The 15,805-nt window shown below is 74.1% G+C and carries 14 protein-coding genes and 1 tRNA gene; 10 read left to right on the top strand and 5 right to left on the bottom strand.

Annotation, left to right across the window (positions count from 1 at the left end):
• Positions 1 to 264 precede the first annotated feature (264 nt).
• Together K1Y72_RS27750 and K1Y72_RS27745 are read right to left on the bottom strand one after the other, a co-directional pair.
• Positions 265 to 1,248, bottom strand: a complete 984-nt coding sequence (locus tag K1Y72_RS27750) for an EcsC family protein (RefSeq protein WP_220169428.1) — start codon at positions 1,246 to 1,248, stop codon at positions 265 to 267.
• A 148-nt stretch (positions 1,249 to 1,396) separates the two neighbouring features.
• A tRNA-Pro gene (locus tag K1Y72_RS27745) sits at positions 1,397 to 1,470 on the bottom strand.
• Positions 1,471 to 1,587: 117 nt separating this feature from the next.
• Between K1Y72_RS27745 and K1Y72_RS27740 the strand changes: the two genes are divergently transcribed.
• The gene (locus tag K1Y72_RS27740) at positions 1,588 to 2,508 is read left to right on the top strand and encodes a hypothetical protein (protein ID WP_220169427.1); all 921 of its coding nucleotides are present in this window, start codon (positions 1,588 to 1,590) and stop codon (positions 2,506 to 2,508) included.
• A 324-nt stretch (positions 2,509 to 2,832) separates the two neighbouring features.
• The gene (locus K1Y72_RS27735) at positions 2,833 to 4,710 is read left to right on the top strand and encodes a SpoIIE family protein phosphatase (protein ID WP_308287255.1); all 1,878 of its coding nucleotides are present in this window, start codon (positions 2,833 to 2,835) and stop codon (positions 4,708 to 4,710) included.
• Here K1Y72_RS27735 and K1Y72_RS27730 read toward each other — a convergent pair.
• On the bottom strand, positions 4,707 to 5,252 hold the full coding sequence (locus tag K1Y72_RS27730) for a DUF6069 family protein (protein WP_220169426.1): 546 nt from the start codon (positions 5,250 to 5,252) through the stop codon (positions 4,707 to 4,709). The genes K1Y72_RS27735 and K1Y72_RS27730 overlap by 4 nt on opposite strands.
• Positions 5,253 to 5,395: 143 nt before the next feature.
• Here K1Y72_RS27730 and K1Y72_RS27725 point away from each other — a divergent pair, with 143 nt between their 5' ends.
• The 6 genes from K1Y72_RS27725 (at position 5,396) to K1Y72_RS27700 (ending at position 11,171) form a co-directional block, all read left to right on the top strand.
• Entirely contained in the window at positions 5,396 to 6,577 is a 1,182-nt protein-coding gene (locus tag K1Y72_RS27725) for an acyl-CoA dehydrogenase family protein (RefSeq protein ID WP_220169425.1), read from the top strand.
• Positions 6,574 to 7,353: an SDR family oxidoreductase gene (locus tag K1Y72_RS27720; RefSeq protein ID WP_220169424.1), complete on the top strand. Its 780-nt coding sequence runs from the start codon at positions 6,574 to 6,576 to the stop codon at positions 7,351 to 7,353. The genes K1Y72_RS27725 and K1Y72_RS27720 overlap by 4 nt, the downstream gene beginning before the upstream one ends.
• Before the next feature lie 3 nt (positions 7,354 to 7,356).
• On the top strand, positions 7,357 to 7,980 hold the full coding sequence (locus tag K1Y72_RS27715) for a TetR/AcrR family transcriptional regulator (RefSeq protein WP_220169423.1): 624 nt from the start codon (positions 7,357 to 7,359) through the stop codon (positions 7,978 to 7,980).
• Between the two features lie 13 nt (positions 7,981 to 7,993).
• Complete coding sequence (locus K1Y72_RS27710; protein ID WP_220169422.1) at positions 7,994 to 9,148, top strand: acetyl-CoA C-acetyltransferase; 1,155 nt, start codon at positions 7,994 to 7,996, stop codon at positions 9,146 to 9,148.
• A gap of 71 nt (positions 9,149 to 9,219) precedes the next feature.
• Entirely contained in the window at positions 9,220 to 10,368 is a 1,149-nt protein-coding gene (locus K1Y72_RS27705) for a CoA transferase (protein ID WP_220169421.1), read from the top strand.
• Positions 10,365 to 11,171 carry an HTD2 family dehydratase gene (locus K1Y72_RS27700; protein WP_220169420.1) on the top strand — a complete coding sequence of 269 codons (807 nt, stop codon included), beginning with the start codon at positions 10,365 to 10,367 and terminating at the stop codon, positions 11,169 to 11,171. Before K1Y72_RS27705 ends, K1Y72_RS27700 begins: the two co-directional genes overlap by 4 nt.
• Positions 11,172 to 11,339: 168 nt before the next feature.
• Here the strand turns inward: K1Y72_RS27700 and K1Y72_RS27695 are convergent, their stop codons facing one another.
• Positions 11,340 to 12,491, bottom strand: a complete 1,152-nt coding sequence (locus K1Y72_RS27695; RefSeq protein WP_220169419.1) for an acyl-CoA dehydrogenase family protein — start codon at positions 12,489 to 12,491, stop codon at positions 11,340 to 11,342.
• A gap of 89 nt (positions 12,492 to 12,580) precedes the next feature.
• Here K1Y72_RS27695 and K1Y72_RS27690 point away from each other — a divergent pair, with 89 nt between their 5' ends.
• Both K1Y72_RS27690 and K1Y72_RS27685 read left to right on the top strand, forming a co-directional pair.
• Positions 12,581 to 13,303 carry a GntR family transcriptional regulator gene (locus K1Y72_RS27690; RefSeq protein WP_220169418.1) on the top strand — a complete coding sequence of 241 codons (723 nt, stop codon included), beginning with the start codon at positions 12,581 to 12,583 and terminating at the stop codon, positions 13,301 to 13,303.
• A 59-nt stretch (positions 13,304 to 13,362) separates the two neighbouring features.
• Positions 13,363 to 14,538, top strand: coding sequence for an acyl-CoA dehydrogenase family protein (locus tag K1Y72_RS27685; RefSeq protein ID WP_220169417.1), 1,176 nt, complete (start codon positions 13,363 to 13,365; stop codon positions 14,536 to 14,538).
• 25 nt (positions 14,539 to 14,563) lie between these two features.
• Here K1Y72_RS27685 and K1Y72_RS27680 read toward each other — a convergent pair whose 3' ends face one another.
• Positions 14,564 to 15,730 carry a PP2C family protein-serine/threonine phosphatase gene (locus tag K1Y72_RS27680; RefSeq protein ID WP_220169416.1) on the bottom strand — a complete coding sequence of 389 codons (1,167 nt, stop codon included), beginning with the start codon at positions 15,728 to 15,730 and terminating at the stop codon, positions 14,564 to 14,566.
• Positions 15,731 to 15,805: the final 75 nt, after the last annotated feature.

Here is a 15,805-nt window from a genome sequence, read left to right as displayed (position 1 = left end):
GGTGCCGACGAGATCGGTCATGAGAACTGTCGCCCGCGATGGTCTGCGTGGGTTCTTGTGGCCGGTCAAGATAAGGCTGGGGCGGACAGGCCGTTGCGGCGTTCGTAGCGGACGGTCGGGCGCCTGGAGGGCGGCAATCGGACCAGGGCGCGTTCGGTGCTTCATCGGCGGCGGTGCGGGCCGTGCGGTGAGCGCACCGCCGCAGGCACTGACAGCAGGGACTTGGACACGGTGATATCGGCGGTCTTGGCCATTGAGGCCCGATCACTCCTCGTCGTCCCGGCTTCGCAGGTTCTCGGGAAGCGGCAGCCCGTACTTCTCGGCCAGGTGCAAGGTCTGGGCATAGAGGCGGGCCTGGCGCGCCACGTCGCCCAGGACGTAGGCGTTGGTGCCCGCGCCCGTGACCACGGCCACGGCGGGCATCGCCTTCGCGACCTTGCCGACGGAGACGAAGCTCTCGTTCGTGAGCTGCTTCATGAGCTTCTCGACCGCGGCCATGATCTTGTGGTCGTCCCGCAGCTTCGCGGTCCAGCGCACCCGGCCCTTGGCCGCGTTGAAGGCCGTGCCGGCCTGCCGGACGGTGCCGGCCTTCGGCGCCTGGCCGCTGTAGGCGCGCCGCACCATGCGGTCGACGAGGTGCTCCATCTCCTCATCGGCCACGTCGATCCCGTAGGAGTGGCAGACCCGCGTCACGATCGCCGTCGTCAGCACGTGCATCACCAGCATGTCCAGCCCGATGGCCGCGATGCCGCCCGCGTACGGGATCATCGCCAGCGCTCCCATCGCGCCGCCCTGGAGCGCCCCGTTCGTGCGCCACCGCAACGGCATCGTCCGGGTGAAGCCGTCCAGGTCCTCGAGGTCGAGCTCCTTGAGATCCTGCAGGTCCGCCACATCGTGCCCCGCCGCCCGATGGTGCGCCAGGACCTTCTCGGGATCCATGAGCTCGGCCGTCCAGTCGGTCACCAGCTCCAGGAGCTGCACGGCCGCCCTGACCGTGGGTGCCAGCGCCGCGTCGCCAGCCTTCTCGATGCCGTCCTTCACGAGGGAGGGAGTGGCGTTCGAGACCGCCTTGCCGGCCTTCTTGGCAGCGCCCTTGACCTGGCCGCCCACGTCGTCGAGAGCAGCGCGTGCTCGCGGCGGGAGCAGTCGGCGGCGCTCGGCCTTCTTCTCCCAGTGCCGCTGCAGCGCTGCCCAGCGCCGTTCCTCGTACGGGGACATGACCGGAGATTTCACGCCGTCATTGCTCATGATCGGAACGTTAGGGGACGGGGGCCGGCGGATGAATGCCTTCTCCGTGCATTCGCTGTCCGCATGTGGCGACACCGCCTGGCCGCCGGAAAACGACGAAGGCCGCTTTCCGCGATCGGAAAGCGGCCTGTGGCCTTCTACTGCTCTGTCGGGACGGCGGGATTTGAACCCACGACCCCTTGACCCCCAGTCAAGTGCGCTGCCAAACTGCGCTACGTCCCGTTGCCTGCCCTTGCCGGGCGGACGTGAGTACTCTAGCGCAGTCTGCGCGTGAGTGCGTACCGAGATAGGGCGCGCCCTGCGGAAGCGGTGAGGTCTGCGGACGGGGGTGCGGGGCCGGTGTTCTCCTTGGTGGTGCGCGGCGCGGTCGCCGCGGTGGTCGGGGTCGGCCTCGCCGGGTGCGGGGGCGGGGACGGAAGCGGCCGGCCGGCTGGGACGGGGACGGCGGCGGTGCCCGCCGCGACGACGGCGGGGGCGGTGAGCCCGCCCGCGACGCCGCGGAAGAAGGCGCGGGTGGTGGTGCCCGCCGGGGTGCGGGCCGGCTACATGGTCTACGACCGCGACTCCCGGAAGGCGCTGGTGCACCGGGGGGAGCATCTGACGTTCCGGTCGGCGTCGGTGGTGAAGATCCTGATCGCGCTCGACTACCTGGGGCGGCACGAGACGGTGCCGGCGGCCGATCTGGCGCTGCTGCGGCCGATGCTGCGGTCCAGCGACGACAAGGCCGCGACGTCCTTCTGGAAGCGGGGCGGCCAGGGCGCGATCGTCCGGCGGATGTCCGCGCGGATCGGGCTGGACGACACGGCGCCGCCGCCCGCGTCCAAGCCCGGGTTCTGGGGGTACACCGCGATCAGTGCGAGCGACGTGGTGAAGATGTGGCGCTACCTGCTGGAGAAGGCGCCCGTGCGGGACCGGGACCTGGTGCTAGGGCACCTGCGGAAGGCGACGCCCTGCGGGACCGACGACTTCGACCAGTACTTCGGCATCCCGCGCGCCCTGCCGAAGCCGTGGGCGGTGAAGCAGGGCTGGTCGGGGTTCGGGGACGTGCCCGCGGTGCCGTGCAGGGCGGCGGGCGCGCGGAGCGTGCGGGCGGCGGCGCCCGATCTCGGGATCGGGCGGCCGGTGCTGCACACGACGGGCCTCGTCGGTGATCGGCGGATTGTGGCCGTCCTGACGCTGCAGCCCGCGGGGTCGGGCTTTCAGGCCGCCGAGGCGCGGATCACCGAGCTGACGAGGCGGGTCTACAGGGCCGCCGGCTGACCGCCGGGCCGCTCGGCGCGGAAGGGCCGCAGGCCGAAACTGGTGATCTCCGCCTCTTTCGGGGCGAGGCGGAACTTCGCTGTGGCCGCCGATTCGTTGTGCAGGTGGACCGCCCGCGCCGACGCGGAGCCGACGTCGTCCGGCGGTGTCGCCTCCAGGTAAGCGACGGTCTCCTCCGTGGCTGCATTGTGCCGGTCGGGCGGGGTTCATGGAAAAGAGGAGTAAAGGTGTGGCACACGGAAGAAATTCATTGAAGGCAGGGTTCGATCCAGTGTGTACCTTTTCTTCGGCGGGATAGTGACGGGCGAGGCCAGGGGGTGACCCGTGACGATCGATGACGGCATGACCGCGGGTCTGGAGGGCCTGACCGGGGCGGGGCGCGAGCGCGCGCTCCTCGCGGAGGCCCGTGAGGTGCTCGCCGACCGGCTGGGCTGCCCGACCGGGGAGGCGCTCCAGCACCTCATCTGGCTGGCCCGCGACCTCGACCTGGACATGACCGACGCCGCCGAGATGGTGGTCGGCGACCGCGAGACGGTCCCCGAGACCGGTGTCCAGGCGTTCCTGCCGCCGCTCCCCCCGCACGCCGCGCCCGCCGCGCCGCCGCCCGCGCAGGCCGACCGCGACGAGGTGCTGCGCCGCGCCGCCCGCTTCGCCGCCGAGGACGACCGGGCGCTGCTCGCCGCGCTGCCCCACGACGCGCAGGCGCACGCCCTGCTGGACGCCTCGATGGACTCCGCCGCCCACCTCGTCCCGGTGCGCGGCCCCGACGGGCGTGTCGTCGACCTGCTGTACGCGCGGCTGAACGACGCCGCCGAGGACCTGTTCGGGCAGGGCGCGGCCGAGCTCACCGGCCGCCGCCTCCTCTGCACCGAGCCCGGGTCGGCGCTGACCGGCCTGTTCGACGCCTACGTGACGGTCCTGGAGAGCGGCGCGCCCTACGCGCGCGGCCCGTTCGCCTACGCCGCGGCCAAGGACGGGGTGTCGCGCAGCACCCGGCTCAGCGTGCGCGCCGTCGCCGTCCCGACCGGTGTCGTCGTCATCTGGCGCCACCACCACGAGGAGGACCGGACGCGGCGCCGCCTGGAGCGCGTCGAGCGCCTCGGCCGCCTCGGGTTCGGCGAGTGGGACCTGGTGAGCGGCGAGGCCAACTGGTCCGCGCAGATGTCGGCCAACTACGGGCTGGACCCCGAGGACGCGCCGGCGTCCCCGCACGACCTCGCCAAGGTCGTCGCCGAGCAGGACATCGCGATGGTCGAGGAGGCCGTCGCCGACCTGTTCGAGCGGCGCGAGCCGGTGGAGATCGAGCACCGCGTGCCGACCCCCGACGGCCGCCACCGGCACCTGTGGATGTTCGCCGAGCCGGTCCTCGACGACGCCGGCCGGCCGGTGTCGATCAACATCGTGTCGCAGGACATCACCCGCCGCCGCGGCATCGAGCGCGCGCTCGCCGAGACGCGCCGCCAGATGCTGCGCCAGCAGGCGCGCACCGCGCAGGAGCACCGCGTCGCGGTGACGCTGCGCCGCGCGATCCTGCCCGACCCCGCCGACGTGCAGCAGCTGCCCGGCCTGGTGGTCGCGGTGCGCAGCCAGGCGGCCGAGAGCGCGGCCCGCATCGGCGGCGACTGGTTCGCCACCCGCGAGCTGCCCGGCGGGCGCGGCCTGTTCGCGATCGGCGACGCGGCCGGGCACGGCCTGCCCGCGGCCGCCGCGATGGCCCGCACCCGCAACGGCCTGCTCGGGCTCGCCTCCACGGGGGAGCACCCCGGGCGGCTGGTCGGCTGGCTGAACGAGCTGGTCGACGACATGGAGCCGGCCGCGACCGGCACCGCGATCGTCGCCGACTACGACCGGGCGACGCGGATGCTGCGCTGGACGTCGGCCGGGCACCCGCCGCCGATCCTGGTGCGCGGCGGCGCCGCCGTCGTGCTGGAGGGCGAGCCGGACCCGATCCTCGGCGCGCTGCCCGGCGTGGAGTACACCGGCCACGAGATCCGGCTCTACGAGGACGACGTGGTGTACCTGTACACCGACGGGCTGGTGGAGCGCCGCGACGCCGACATCGGCGACCGCATCGCCCGCCTCGCGGAGATCCTGCGGACCTCGGCGAACGGCCGGAACCTCGCGCTGGACAAGGTGCTGGCCCGCATGGAGCACGACCGCGCCGCCGACGACACCACGCTCGTCGCGGTGCGCGTCCGCTAGCGCGGCGCCGGGTACCCCGGATACCCCGGGCCGGCCGGCCGGCGGGACTCCACCGAGGACGCGGCCACCGAGTCCAGCAGCATCCAGATCGCGAGGCCGGTGACGCCGGCGATGACCAGCCCGGCGAGCTTGCTCGCCAGTGACATGTCGGTGCCGAACGGCCACAGCATCGCGACGAGCGTGGCGAGCAGCACGATCCAGCCGAAGAACTGGCGCGGGCTCGGGGTGCTGACCAGCAGCAGGTGCATGACGGCGGTCGCGGCGAGCCCCGCGATCGCGCCGGCCAGCGCGACGCCGCCCGCGGTGCCGTCGACGATGCGGTGGTCGCTGTCGGGCAGCCACACCGGGATGTCCAGGATGCCGCGCGCGATGAGCACGCCGACGACCCCGACGAACGCGGCGACGACGGCCGTCGCGACGCCCCCCGCCCACAGCCGGGCGGCGTTGACGCGCGGGCGCCGCCGCCCCGGCGGCTCCTGCGGCGGCGTCCGCGAGGTGCCGTCCGGCGGCATCGGATAGGTGTTCCCGCCGTCGTAGGTCATCGGCATCACCCCTCTCGCGGAGACGGTTCCCGGTCGCGGTCCGGGGCGACCTCGGCGGCGGCAACCTTGGCCGGGACTTTGCCGACCGCGGCCGGCGGCCCCGCCCCCCATTCTTTCTAACAACCATTTGGTAGAGTGCGGGCGTGGAGCAGAACGAGGCGTCCGCCGACCGGGCCTTCCGCGCCGAGGTCCGCGACTGGCTGGAGACCCACCTGTCCGGCGACTTCGCGCACGCCCGCGGCCTCGGCGGCCCCGGCCGCGAGCACGAGGCGTTCCCCGCGCGGCTCGCCTGGGAGCGGCACATGGCCGCCGCGGGCTGGACGTGCATCGGCTGGCCCGCCGAGTACGGCGGCCGCGGCGCGAGCGTCGCGCAGCAGGTCGTCTTCAACGAGGAGTACGCCCTCGCCGACGCGCCCGCCCGCGTCAACCACATCGGCGAGAACCTGCTCGGCCCGACGATCCTGGCGTTCGGCACCGCCGAGCAGCGGGCCCGCTTCCTGCCGCCGATCGTCGCCGTCCAGGAGCTGTGGTGCCAGGGCTACTCCGAACCGGACGCCGGATCCGACCTCGCCGGCGTGCAGACCCGCGCCGTCCTCGACGGCGACGCGTGGGTCGTCGACGGGCAGAAGGTCTGGACGTCGCTGGCGCTCGAATCGGACTGGTGCTTCGTCGTCTGCCGCACCGAGCCCGGCTCCGCGCGCCACCGCGGGCTGTCCTACCTGCTCATCCCGATGCGCCAGGACGGCGTCGACGTCCGCCCCATCGTGCAGATGACCGGCACCTCGGAGTTCAACGAGGTGTTCTTCGACGGCGCCCGCACCGCCGCCGGCAACATCGTCGGCGCGCCGGGGGAGGGCTGGAAGATCGCGATGGCGACGCTGGGGTTCGAGCGCGGCGTCGCGACCCTCGGCCAGCAGGTCGGGTTCCGCCGCGAGCTGCAGGGCGTCGTCGACCTCGCGCACCGCACCGGCGCCCTCGACGACCCGCTGCTGCGCGACCGCCTCACCCGCGCCTGGATCGGGCTGCAGGTGATGCGCCACAACGCGACCCGCACCATGGCGGGCGTCGAGGCGGGCGCGCCCGGCCCCGAGTCCTCGATCTCCAAGCTCGTGTGGGCCAACTGGCACCGCGACCTCGGCGAGCTCGCCATGGACGTGCTCGGCGCCGCCGGCCTGGTCGCCGACGGCGGGCCCTACGACCTGAACGACTGGCAGCGCCTGTTCCTGTTCTCGCGCTCCGACACCATCTACGCCGGCTCCAACGAGATCCAGCGCAACATCATCGCCGAGCGCGTCCTCGGCCTGCCGAGAGAGGCGCGCCCGTGACCCCACCGCCCTACGTCCAGGGCCACGGCCTGCTGACGGACCGCGCCGTCGTCATCACCGCCGCCGCCGGCGCCGGCATCGGCGGCGCCACCGCGCGCCGCTGCCTGGAGGAGGGCGCCCGCGTCCTCATCTCCGACGCGCACGAGCGCCGCCTCGGCGAGTCCCGGGAGGCGCTGGAGAAGGAGTTCGGCGCCGACCGCGTCGCCGCGCTGCCCTGCGACGTCACCCGCGAGGAGCAGGTCCAGGCGCTCTACGACCTGGCCGTCGAGCGGTTCGGGCGCGTCGACGTCGCGGTCAACAACGCCGGGCTCGGCGGCACCGCCGACCTCGTCGACATGGCCGACGACGCCTGGAGCCGCGTCCTCGACATCACCCTCAACGGCACGATGCGCTGCACCCGCGCCGCCCTCCGCATCATGCGGGGGCAGGGCACGGGCGCCATCGTCAACAACGCCTCGGTGATCGGCTGGCGGGCGCAGAAGGGCCAGTCGCACTACGCCGCCGCCAAGGCCGGCGTCATGGCGCTCACCCGCTGCGCCGCGCTGGAGGCCGCCGAGCACGGCGTCCGGATCAACGCGGTGTCGCCGTCGCTGGCGATGCACCCGCACCTGGTGAAGGTCACCTCGGCCGAGCTGCTGGAGGAGCTGACGGACCGCGAGGCGTTCGGCCGCTACGCCGAGCCCTGGGAGGTCGCCAACGTTATCGTCTTCCTGGCCAGCGACTACTCGTCCTACATGACGGGCGAGGTGGTCTCCGTCTCCAGCCAGAGAGCCTGACCCATGAGTCCACGACGGCGCGACGCCGAGGGCACCGCCGCCGCGCGCGCGGAGCGGCGGGCCGAGCTGCTCGCCACCGCCGCCGAGGTGTTCGCCTCGCAGGGGTACGCCGCCACCACCATCCGGCAGGTGGCCGACGCCGCCGGCATGCTCGGCGGCAGCCTGTACTACCACTTCGACTCCAAGGAGTCGATGGTCGACGAGGTGCTGTCGACGTTCCTGGACGACATGTGGGCCTCCTACGAGGAGGTGCTCGCCGCCGGCCTCGGCGCGCGGGAGACGATGGAGGCGCTCGTCGTCGCCTCGTTCCGCTCCATCGACCGGCACCGCCCCGCCGTGGTGATCTACCAGAACGAGTCCAAGCTCCTGGCGGCGAGCGAGCGGTTCGGGTACCTGCGCGACTCGCACCGCCGCTTCCAGGAGATGTGGATCTCGCTGCTCGCCCGCGGCACCGCCGAGGGCGCGTTCCGGCCCGACCTGGACGCCGGCCTGGTCTACCGCTTCATCCGCGACACCGTCTGGGTGGCCGCGAACTGGTACCAGCGCGGCGGACGGCTGTCCGCCGACGACATCGCCAAGCAGTACCTCGCCATGGTCCTGGAGGGGATCTCGGCGAGCCGCGACTGAAGGAGACCCCCTGATGGCCGAGGCCTACATCGTCGACGCGGTCCGCACCCCCGTCGGGCGGCGCGGCGGCGCCTTCGCCGGCGTCCACCCCGCCGATCTCGGCGCCCACGCGATCACCGCGCTCATGGACCGCACCGGCATCGACCCCGGCGCCGTCGAGGACGTGGTGTTCGGCTGCGTGGACGCCGTCGGCCCGCAGGCCGGCGACATCGCCCGCACCTGCTGGCTCGCCGCCGGGCTGCCCGAGCACGTGCCGGGGGTCACCGTGGACCGCCAGTGCGGCTCCTCCCAGCAGGCCGTGCACTTCGCCGCGCAGGCCGTCCTGGCGGGCACCAGCGACCTCGTCGTGGCGGGCGGCGTGCAGAACATGTCGCAGATCCCGATCGCGTTCGCGATGACGGCCGCCGAGCCGCTCGGCTTCACCGAGGGCCCCTTCGCCGGCTCCAAGGGCTGGACGGCCCGCTACGGCACCGGCGAGGTCTCCCAGTTCGCCGGCGCCGAGCAGATCGCCCGCGACTGGGACATCTCCCGCGCCGCCATGGAGGAGTTCGCCTACACCTCCCACCAGCGCGCGATCCGCGCCATCGACGAGGGCCGCTTCGACCGCGAGATCGTCCCGCTGGAGGGCGTCACCGCCGACGAGGGCCCGCGCCGCGACACCACCCTGGAGAAGATGGCCGGGCTGCGGACGCTGCTGGACGGCGGGCGCCTCACCGCCGCGCTGTCCTCGCAGATCTCCGACGCCTCCGCCGCGCTGCTCATCGCCTCCGAGCGCGCCGTCCGCGACCACGGCCTCACCCCCCGCGCCCGCGTCCACCACCTGTCGGCGCGCGGCGAGGACCCGATCCGGATGCTGTCGGCGCCGATCCCGGCGACCGCGCACGCGCTCGCCAGAACCGGCATGAAGATCCAGGACATCGACGCCGTCGAGATCAACGAGGCGTTCGCCTCGGTCGTCCTCGCCTGGCTGCGGGAGACCGGCGCCGACCCCGCCACCGTCAACCCCAACGGCGGCGCCATCGCGCTCGGCCACCCGCTCGGCGCGACCGGCGCCCGCCTCATGACCTCGCTGCTGCACGAGCTGGAGCGCACCGGCGGCCGCTACGGGCTGCAGACGATGTGCGAAGGCGGAGGCCAGGCGAACGTCACCGTCATCGAGCGCCTCTGAGGCGAGGCCCGGATCGAGGGACGCCGCGCCGTCCGGCATACTGCCGGGAGGCGACCGGAGGGGGACGGCGGATGCTCGAAGGCGTGCGGATCATCGAGATCTCCAGCTTCGTCGCCGCCCCCCTCGCCGGGATGACGCTCGCCCAGCTCGGCGCGGACGTGATCCGCGTCGACCCGCTCGGCGGCGCCGCCGACACCGGCCGCTGGCCGCTCGCCCCGTCCGGCGCGAGCCTGCTGTGGACCGGGATGAACAAGGGCAAGCGGTCCATCACCGTCGACTTCCGGTCCGCGCAGGGCCGCGAGGTCGTCACCCGGCTCGCCGCCGACGCCGGGACCGTCGTCACCAACGCCGTCGGGCGCGGCTGGCTGTCCCACGAGGCGCTGAGCGCCGCCCGCCCCGACCTGATCCACCTGGCGATCGAGGGCCGCCGCGACGGCGGCGCCGCCGTCGACTACACCGTCAACGCCGAGATCGGGTTCCCGCTCGTCACCGGCCCGCCCGACCACGCCGGGCCCGTCTCGCACGTGCTGCCCGCCTGGGACGTGGCGTGCGGCCTGTACGCCGCCGTCGGGCTGCTGGCCGCCGAGCGGCGGCGCGCCGCGACGGGGGAGGGCGCCCGCATCCGCCTGCCCCTCTACGACGTCGCCCTCGCGACCGCGGGCAACCTGGGGTTCCTCGCCGAGGCGCAGTTCGGCGAGGTGCGGCCCCGCATCGGCAACCACCTGTACGGCGGCTTCGGCCGCGACTTCGCCCTCGGCGACGGCGAGCGCGTCATGGTCGTCGCCCTCACCGAGCGCCACTTCGCCGACCTCTGCGCGGCCACCGGGCGCGCCGAGACGATCGACCAGCTCGCCGGGCTGCTCGGCGCCGACTTCACCGTCGACGGCGACCGGTACCGCCACCGCGAGGCGCTCGCCGCGCTGTTCGCGCCCTGGTTCGCCGAGCGCACCCTCGCCCAGGCCGGCGCGGCGCTGGACGCCACGTCGGTGCTGTGGGCGCCCTACCGCCGCTTCACCGATCTCGACCTCGCCGGCCATCCGCTGATGGGCGAGCTGGACCAGCCGGGCGTCGGCCGGCTGCGCGCGCCCGGCTCCCCGCTCGACGACGGCGACCGCGCCGCGCCCGCCCCGGCGCCGCGCCTCGGCGAGCACACCGACTCCATCCTGTCCGCCCTCGGCCTGGACCCCGAGACCCTGCGCGCGAACGGAGCCGTCGCATGATCGACCTCGAAGGCTGGACCCCCGCCCCGCACGAGGCCGTGCAGACCCTGGACGCCGAGCCCGCCGCGGCGCTCGCCGGGCTGCTGGACGTGCCGGCGCCCGCCGCGGACCTGCCGCCGCTCTGGCAGTGGCTGTACTTCCTGGACCGGCCCGCCACCGCCGAGCTCGGCCCCGACGGCCACCCCGCGGCCGGCCGGTTCCTGCCGCCGATCCGCGACCGCCGCCGCATGTTCGCCGGCGGCCGGTTCCTCGTCCGCGAGCCGCTCCGCATCGGCGACACCCTCACCCGCCGCACCGAGCTCGCCGGCGTCGAGGTCAAGCGGGGCCGCACCGGCGAGCTGGCGTTCGTCACCGTCCGGCACACCTTCCTGCGCGACGGCGACCGCATCGCCGTCGAGGAGCAGGACCTGGTCTACCGCAGCGGCGACCCGTCCTTCCCCACCGCCGAGCCGTCCTACCTGACGCCCGAGGTGACGGCGCCCTGGACGCTGCCGATGAGCGCCGACCCCGTCCTGCTGTTCCGGTTCAGCGCGCTCACCTACAACGCGCACCGCATCCACTACGACCAGACCTACGCCACGCAGGCCGAGGGGCACCCGGGCCTCGTCGTGCACGGGCCGCTGCTCGCGCTGCTCTGCCTGGAGCTGCCGCGCCGCGAGGGCCACAAGGTGACCGAGCTGTCGTTCCGCGCCCGCCGCCCCGTCTACGGCGACCAGCCGTTCGTCGTCGCGGGCTCCCCGGAGGGCGAGCTCGCCGTGCACGCGCCCGGCGGCGTCACCGCCATGACGGCGACGTTCTCCTAGGGCGTGTTCTGTGGGTCTTGTCCGTCGTGAGCGGTGTCCAGGTGGTCCCCGGCAAGGCGGAGGAGGGAGGCGGCCCGGTGTCGGCCGTCGACCGACGACAACGCCGCCGGGGGCCGCCTGGGCGCCGCGCAGCAGAACGTAGATCCACAGAACACGCCCCAGCCCCCGCTAGACCCGGCCGCGCTCCACGAGCTGCTTGACGATGACGCCCCGCTGGATCTCGTTGGTGCCCTCGCCGACGATCATCAGCGGGGCGTCGCGGAAGTAGCGCTCCACGTCGAACTCGGTGGAGTAGCCGGCCGCGCCGTGGATGCGCACGGCGTCCAGCGCGATCCGCATCGCCGTCTCGGAGGCGTGCAGCTTGGCCATGCCGGCCTCCATGTCGCAGCGCTCCCCGGCGTCCAGGCGCTCGGCCGCGTCCAGCGTCAGCAGCCGCGCGGCGCGCAGCTGCGTCGCCATGTCGGCGAGCATGTTGCCGACCGACTGGTGCCGCCAGATCGGCTTGCCGAACGCCTCGCGCTGCCGGGCGTAGCGCAGCGAGTCCTCCAGCGCGGCGCGGCCGACGCCGAGCGCGCGCGCCGCGACCTGGATGCGCCCGACCTCCAGGCCCTTCATCATCTGCGCGAACCCGCGGCCCTCGGCGCCGCCGAGGACGGCGCCCGCGGGCACCCGCAGGCCGTCGAACGCCAGCTCGCAGGTCTCCACGCCCTTGTAGCCGAGCTTCGGCAGGTCGCGCGAGACGGTGAGGCCGGGGCCGGGCTCCACCAGCAGGATGCTGATGCCCTTGTGGCGCGGCACGGCGTCCGGGTCGGTCTTGCAGAGGAGCGCGATCAGCCCGGAGCGGCGCGCGTTGGTGATCCACATCTTGGCGCCGTCGACGGTGTAGAAGGCGCCGTCGCGGCGCGCGGTGGTCGTCATCGCCTGCAGGTCCGAGCCGCCGGACGGCTCGGTCAGCGCCATCGTGGCGCGCAGCTCGCCGGTCGCCATCCGCGGCAGGTAGCGGTCCTTCTGCTCCTCGGTGCCGAACGTGGCGAGCAGGTGCGACACGACGGTGTGGCCGCCGAACGCGCCCGCCAGCGACATCCAGCCGCGCGCCAGCTCCTCGGTGACCAGCGCGTAGCAGCGCTTGGACACGGCCGACTCGCCGTAGGGCGCGGGCACCGCCAGGCCGAACACCCCGAGCCGCTTCATCCGCTCGATGAGCGCCTCGGGATAGGCGTCGGCGTGCTCCAGCTCGCGCGCGACGGGCCGCACCTCGCGGTCCACGAACTCGGCGACGACCCGCACGATCGCGCGCTCCTCGTCGTTCAGACCGAACACGGCGCCTCCCGGGGGATGGGGTTCCGGAGTCTGTCATATATGTGATGCGGACGGCGGGACGGGTGGCGCCGGTCCATAATGAGTCGCCTATGGGGACGCCACGGGCGCTCGGGCGGCGCCGCCAGCTCGGCGACGAGGTCGCCGACCACATCCGCGAGCTCATCATGTCCGGGCAGGTGCGGCCGGGGGAGTTCGTCCGGCTGGAGCGGATCGCCGGCGACCTCGGGATCAGCGTCACGCCGGTGCGCGAGGCGCTGCTCGCGCTGCGCGGCGAGGGCTTCGTGACGCTGGAGCCGCGCCGCGGCTTCCGGGCCGCCCCGCTCACCCGCGCCGACGTCCACGACCTGTTCGAGGCGCAGGCGTACTTCGCGGGCGAGCTCGCCGCGCGCGCCGCCGCGTCCCTCACGCCCGCCGGGCTCGCCGAGCTGGAGGGGCTGCAGGCCGAGCTGGAGCGGGCCGCCGCCGCCCGCGACCCCGCCGCCATCGAGGACGCCAACCACCGCTTCCACCGGGCCGTCAACCTGGCCGCCGGGTCGCCGAAGAACGCCTGGCTGCTCGGCCTGGTCGCGCGGTACGCGCCGCGCCGCTTCTACCCCTCGATCGAGGGCTGGCCGCAGGCGTCGGTCGACGACCACGGGAGCGTCCTCGCCGCGCTGCGGTCCGGTGACGCCGGGGCCGCGCGGCACGCGATGCGCGCGCACATCCGGCACGCGGGCGCGCTGCTCGTCGGGCACCTGGAGGGCCGCGGCTTCTGGGACGCGCCCGCCGGCGCGACCACGGACGCGACCCCGGGCGCACCCGCCGGGGACTGACCGCAGGGCCTCCCCCTATCGTATAAAAAATCTCGTTCCGGGCGAGCGGAGGAACCGCGATGGGCAGGCTGCAGCAGACCTACGGGCTGACCGACGAGCAGCGCGCGATCGTGGCCGTCGTCCGGGACTTCGTGGACCGCGAGGTCCTGCCCGTCGCGGGCGACCTGGAGCGCGCCGACGCCTACCCGCAGGAGATCGTCGACGGGATGCGGGAGCTCGGCCTGTTCGGCCTCATGATCGGCGAGGAGCACGGCGGGCTCGGCGCGTCGCTGCTCACCTACGCCCTCGTCGTCGAGGAGCTGTCGCGCGGCTGGATGAGCGTGTCGGGCATCGTCAACACCCACTTCATCGTCGCCTGGATGATCGCCCACCACGGCACCGCCGAGCAGCGGGACCGCTACCTGCCGCGGATGGCGACCGGCGAGGTGCGCGGCGCGTTCTCCATGTCCGAGCCCGGCTGCGGCTCGGACGTCGCGGCGATCCGCACCCGCGCGGTGCCCGACGGGGACGGCTACCTGATCACCGGCCGGAAGATGTGGCTGACCAACGGCGGCAGCGCCCACCTCGTCGCGACCCTGGTCAAGACCGACCCGGACGCCGGGCACCGCGGCATGACGACGTTCCTGGTCGACAAGGAGCCGGGGTTCGGGGAGGTCGCGCCCGGCCTCACCGTCCCCGGGAAGATCGGCAAGATGGGCTACAAGGGCGTCGACACCACCGAGCTGCTCTTCGACGCCCACCGGGTCGGCGCCGGCCAGCTCCTCGGCGGGGAGCCGGGGCGCGGCTTCTACCAGATGATGGACGGCGTCGAGGTCGGCCGCGTCAACGTCGCCGCGCGCGGCTGCGGCGTCGCCCGCCGCGCCTACGAGCTCGCGCTGGCCTACGCCCGCGAGCGCGAGACGTTCGGCCGCCCGATCGCCGAGCACCAGGCCGTGCTGTTCCGGCTGGCGGACATGGCGACCAAGGTCGAGGCCGCCCACCAGATGACGGTGATGGCGGCGCGCCGCAAGGACGGCGGCGAGCGCAACGATCTGGAGGCCGGGATGGCCAAGTACCTGGCGAGCGAGTACTGCAAGGAGGTGGTGGAGGACGCCTTCCGCATCCACGGCGGGTACGGCTACTCCACCGAGTACGAGATCGAGCGCCTGTACCGGGAGGCGCCGATGCTGCTGATCGGCGAGGGCACCGCCGACATCCAGAAGATGGTCATCGGCCGGCGGCTGCTGGCGGACTGACCCGCCCGCCGGGCCGCCGCCGGGGTCAGCGCCGGGCCGCCTCGTCGTGCCAGTCCAGGCAGACGACGATGGCGTCGTCGCCGAGGTCGTGCTCGCCCTGGAAGTCCATGAGCTCCCCGACGATCGACAGCGGCACCGCCGCGGCGTCCTGCAGCCGGGTGCGCCGCACGGTCTGCTCCAGCAGGTGGGCGCCGAAGTCGTCACCGCGCTGCGAGGCCGCCGAGTAGACGCCGTCGCTGCAGATGACGAGGCGGTCCCCGGGCTCCAGGGCGAACCGCTGGGGCCGGTACTCGGTGTCGGCGAACATGCCGAGCGGGAGCTGCTGGTCGAGCTCGATGGGGGTGACCTGGGTGCCGCGCATCCGCAGGATCCGCGGCGACCCGGCGTCCACGACCGTGACGGCGCCGCTGGTGAGGTCGACGCCGATGAGCAGCGTCTCGGTGAACTCCTTGCCGCCGTGCCGGGCGTGCACCATGTCGTTGGCGAGGCTCGCCTGCTCGGCGAGGTCGGCGCCCGAGCGGCGGGCGTTGCGGAGCGCGCCGACGACGAGCGAGGTGAGCAGCGCGGCCTGGGTGCCGGTGCCCGCCCCGTTGGTGACGCTGAGGGTGAGCTGGTCCTGCTCGGCGACCCAGTCGTAGTTGTCGCCGCCGATCGAGTAGGCGGGCTCCAGGTGGCCGCCGACGGTGAAGCGGTCGCCGGACATCGACTGGCCGGGCAGGAGCTGCCACTGCAGCTCGGCGGCCAGGGTGAGGCGGCGCCGCCGGCGGGCCCGCTCGTAGCGGTCGGTGAGGGGCCAGGCGACCTTCAGCGCGCCGCCGGCGATGCGGCCGATCTCGCCGAGCTCCAGCAGCTCGTCCTCGGCGGCGGGGGCGCTCAGGGTGATGGCGAGCACGCCGAGGCGGTCGCCGCGCGCGGTCACCGGGACCGACACCGCGGCGCCGTCCTCGGTGACGACGCGGCCGGTGGCGAAGGCGCGGCCGGCGGCGGTGCCGTGCACGCGGACGGGGTCGGCGGGCTCCTCGGGGCCGACCGGCAGCAGCGAGCGCAGGTGGTAGTCGGCGAGGAGCAGCCGGACCGCGGCGACGCGCGGGTAGTTCAGCCGCAGCGTCGCGATGAGCGCCTCGGGGAGCGCGTTCGCGGGCGCCTCCCGCAACGCCCGTTCCACGCCGCACGGACGGTGCTCGGTGCTCATGTGCCGCCGTTTCCTCTCGCTGTCAGCACGGCGGGATCGCCCCGCTCGGCGGACGCCGCAGGGCGGAGGCCCCGC

The organism is Actinomadura parmotrematis (assembly GCF_019458805.1).
In the GTDB taxonomy this organism is placed as follows: domain Bacteria; phylum Actinomycetota; class Actinomycetes; order Streptosporangiales; family Streptosporangiaceae; genus Spirillospora; species Spirillospora parmotrematis.
The sequence above is the reverse complement of the archived record's forward strand: the minus strand, read 5'-3'. Positions and strand labels throughout refer to the sequence as shown.

What these genes read in the sequence shown, in the direction of transcription:
- K1Y72_RS27750 (WP_220169428.1), bottom strand. Translation starts at nt 1,248, where the DNA reads ATGAGCAATGACGGCGTGAAATCTCCGGTCATGTCCCCGTACGAGGAA.
- K1Y72_RS27730 (WP_220169426.1), bottom strand. Translation starts at nt 5,252, where the DNA reads ATGACCTACGACGGCGGGAACACCTATCCGATGCCGCCGGACGGCACC.
- K1Y72_RS27715 (WP_220169423.1), top strand. Translation starts at nt 7,357, where the DNA reads ATGAGTCCACGACGGCGCGACGCCGAGGGCACCGCCGCCGCGCGCGCG.
- K1Y72_RS27710 (WP_220169422.1), top strand. Translation starts at nt 7,994, where the DNA reads ATGGCCGAGGCCTACATCGTCGACGCGGTCCGCACCCCCGTCGGGCGG.
- K1Y72_RS27705 (WP_220169421.1), top strand. Translation starts at nt 9,220, where the DNA reads ATGCTCGAAGGCGTGCGGATCATCGAGATCTCCAGCTTCGTCGCCGCC.
- K1Y72_RS27700 (WP_220169420.1), top strand. Translation starts at nt 10,365, where the DNA reads ATGATCGACCTCGAAGGCTGGACCCCCGCCCCGCACGAGGCCGTGCAG.
- K1Y72_RS27690 (WP_220169418.1), top strand. Translation starts at nt 12,581, where the DNA reads ATGGGGACGCCACGGGCGCTCGGGCGGCGCCGCCAGCTCGGCGACGAG.
- K1Y72_RS27685 (WP_220169417.1), top strand. Translation starts at nt 13,363, where the DNA reads ATGGGCAGGCTGCAGCAGACCTACGGGCTGACCGACGAGCAGCGCGCG.
- K1Y72_RS27680 (WP_220169416.1), bottom strand. Translation starts at nt 15,730, where the DNA reads ATGAGCACCGAGCACCGTCCGTGCGGCGTGGAACGGGCGTTGCGGGAG.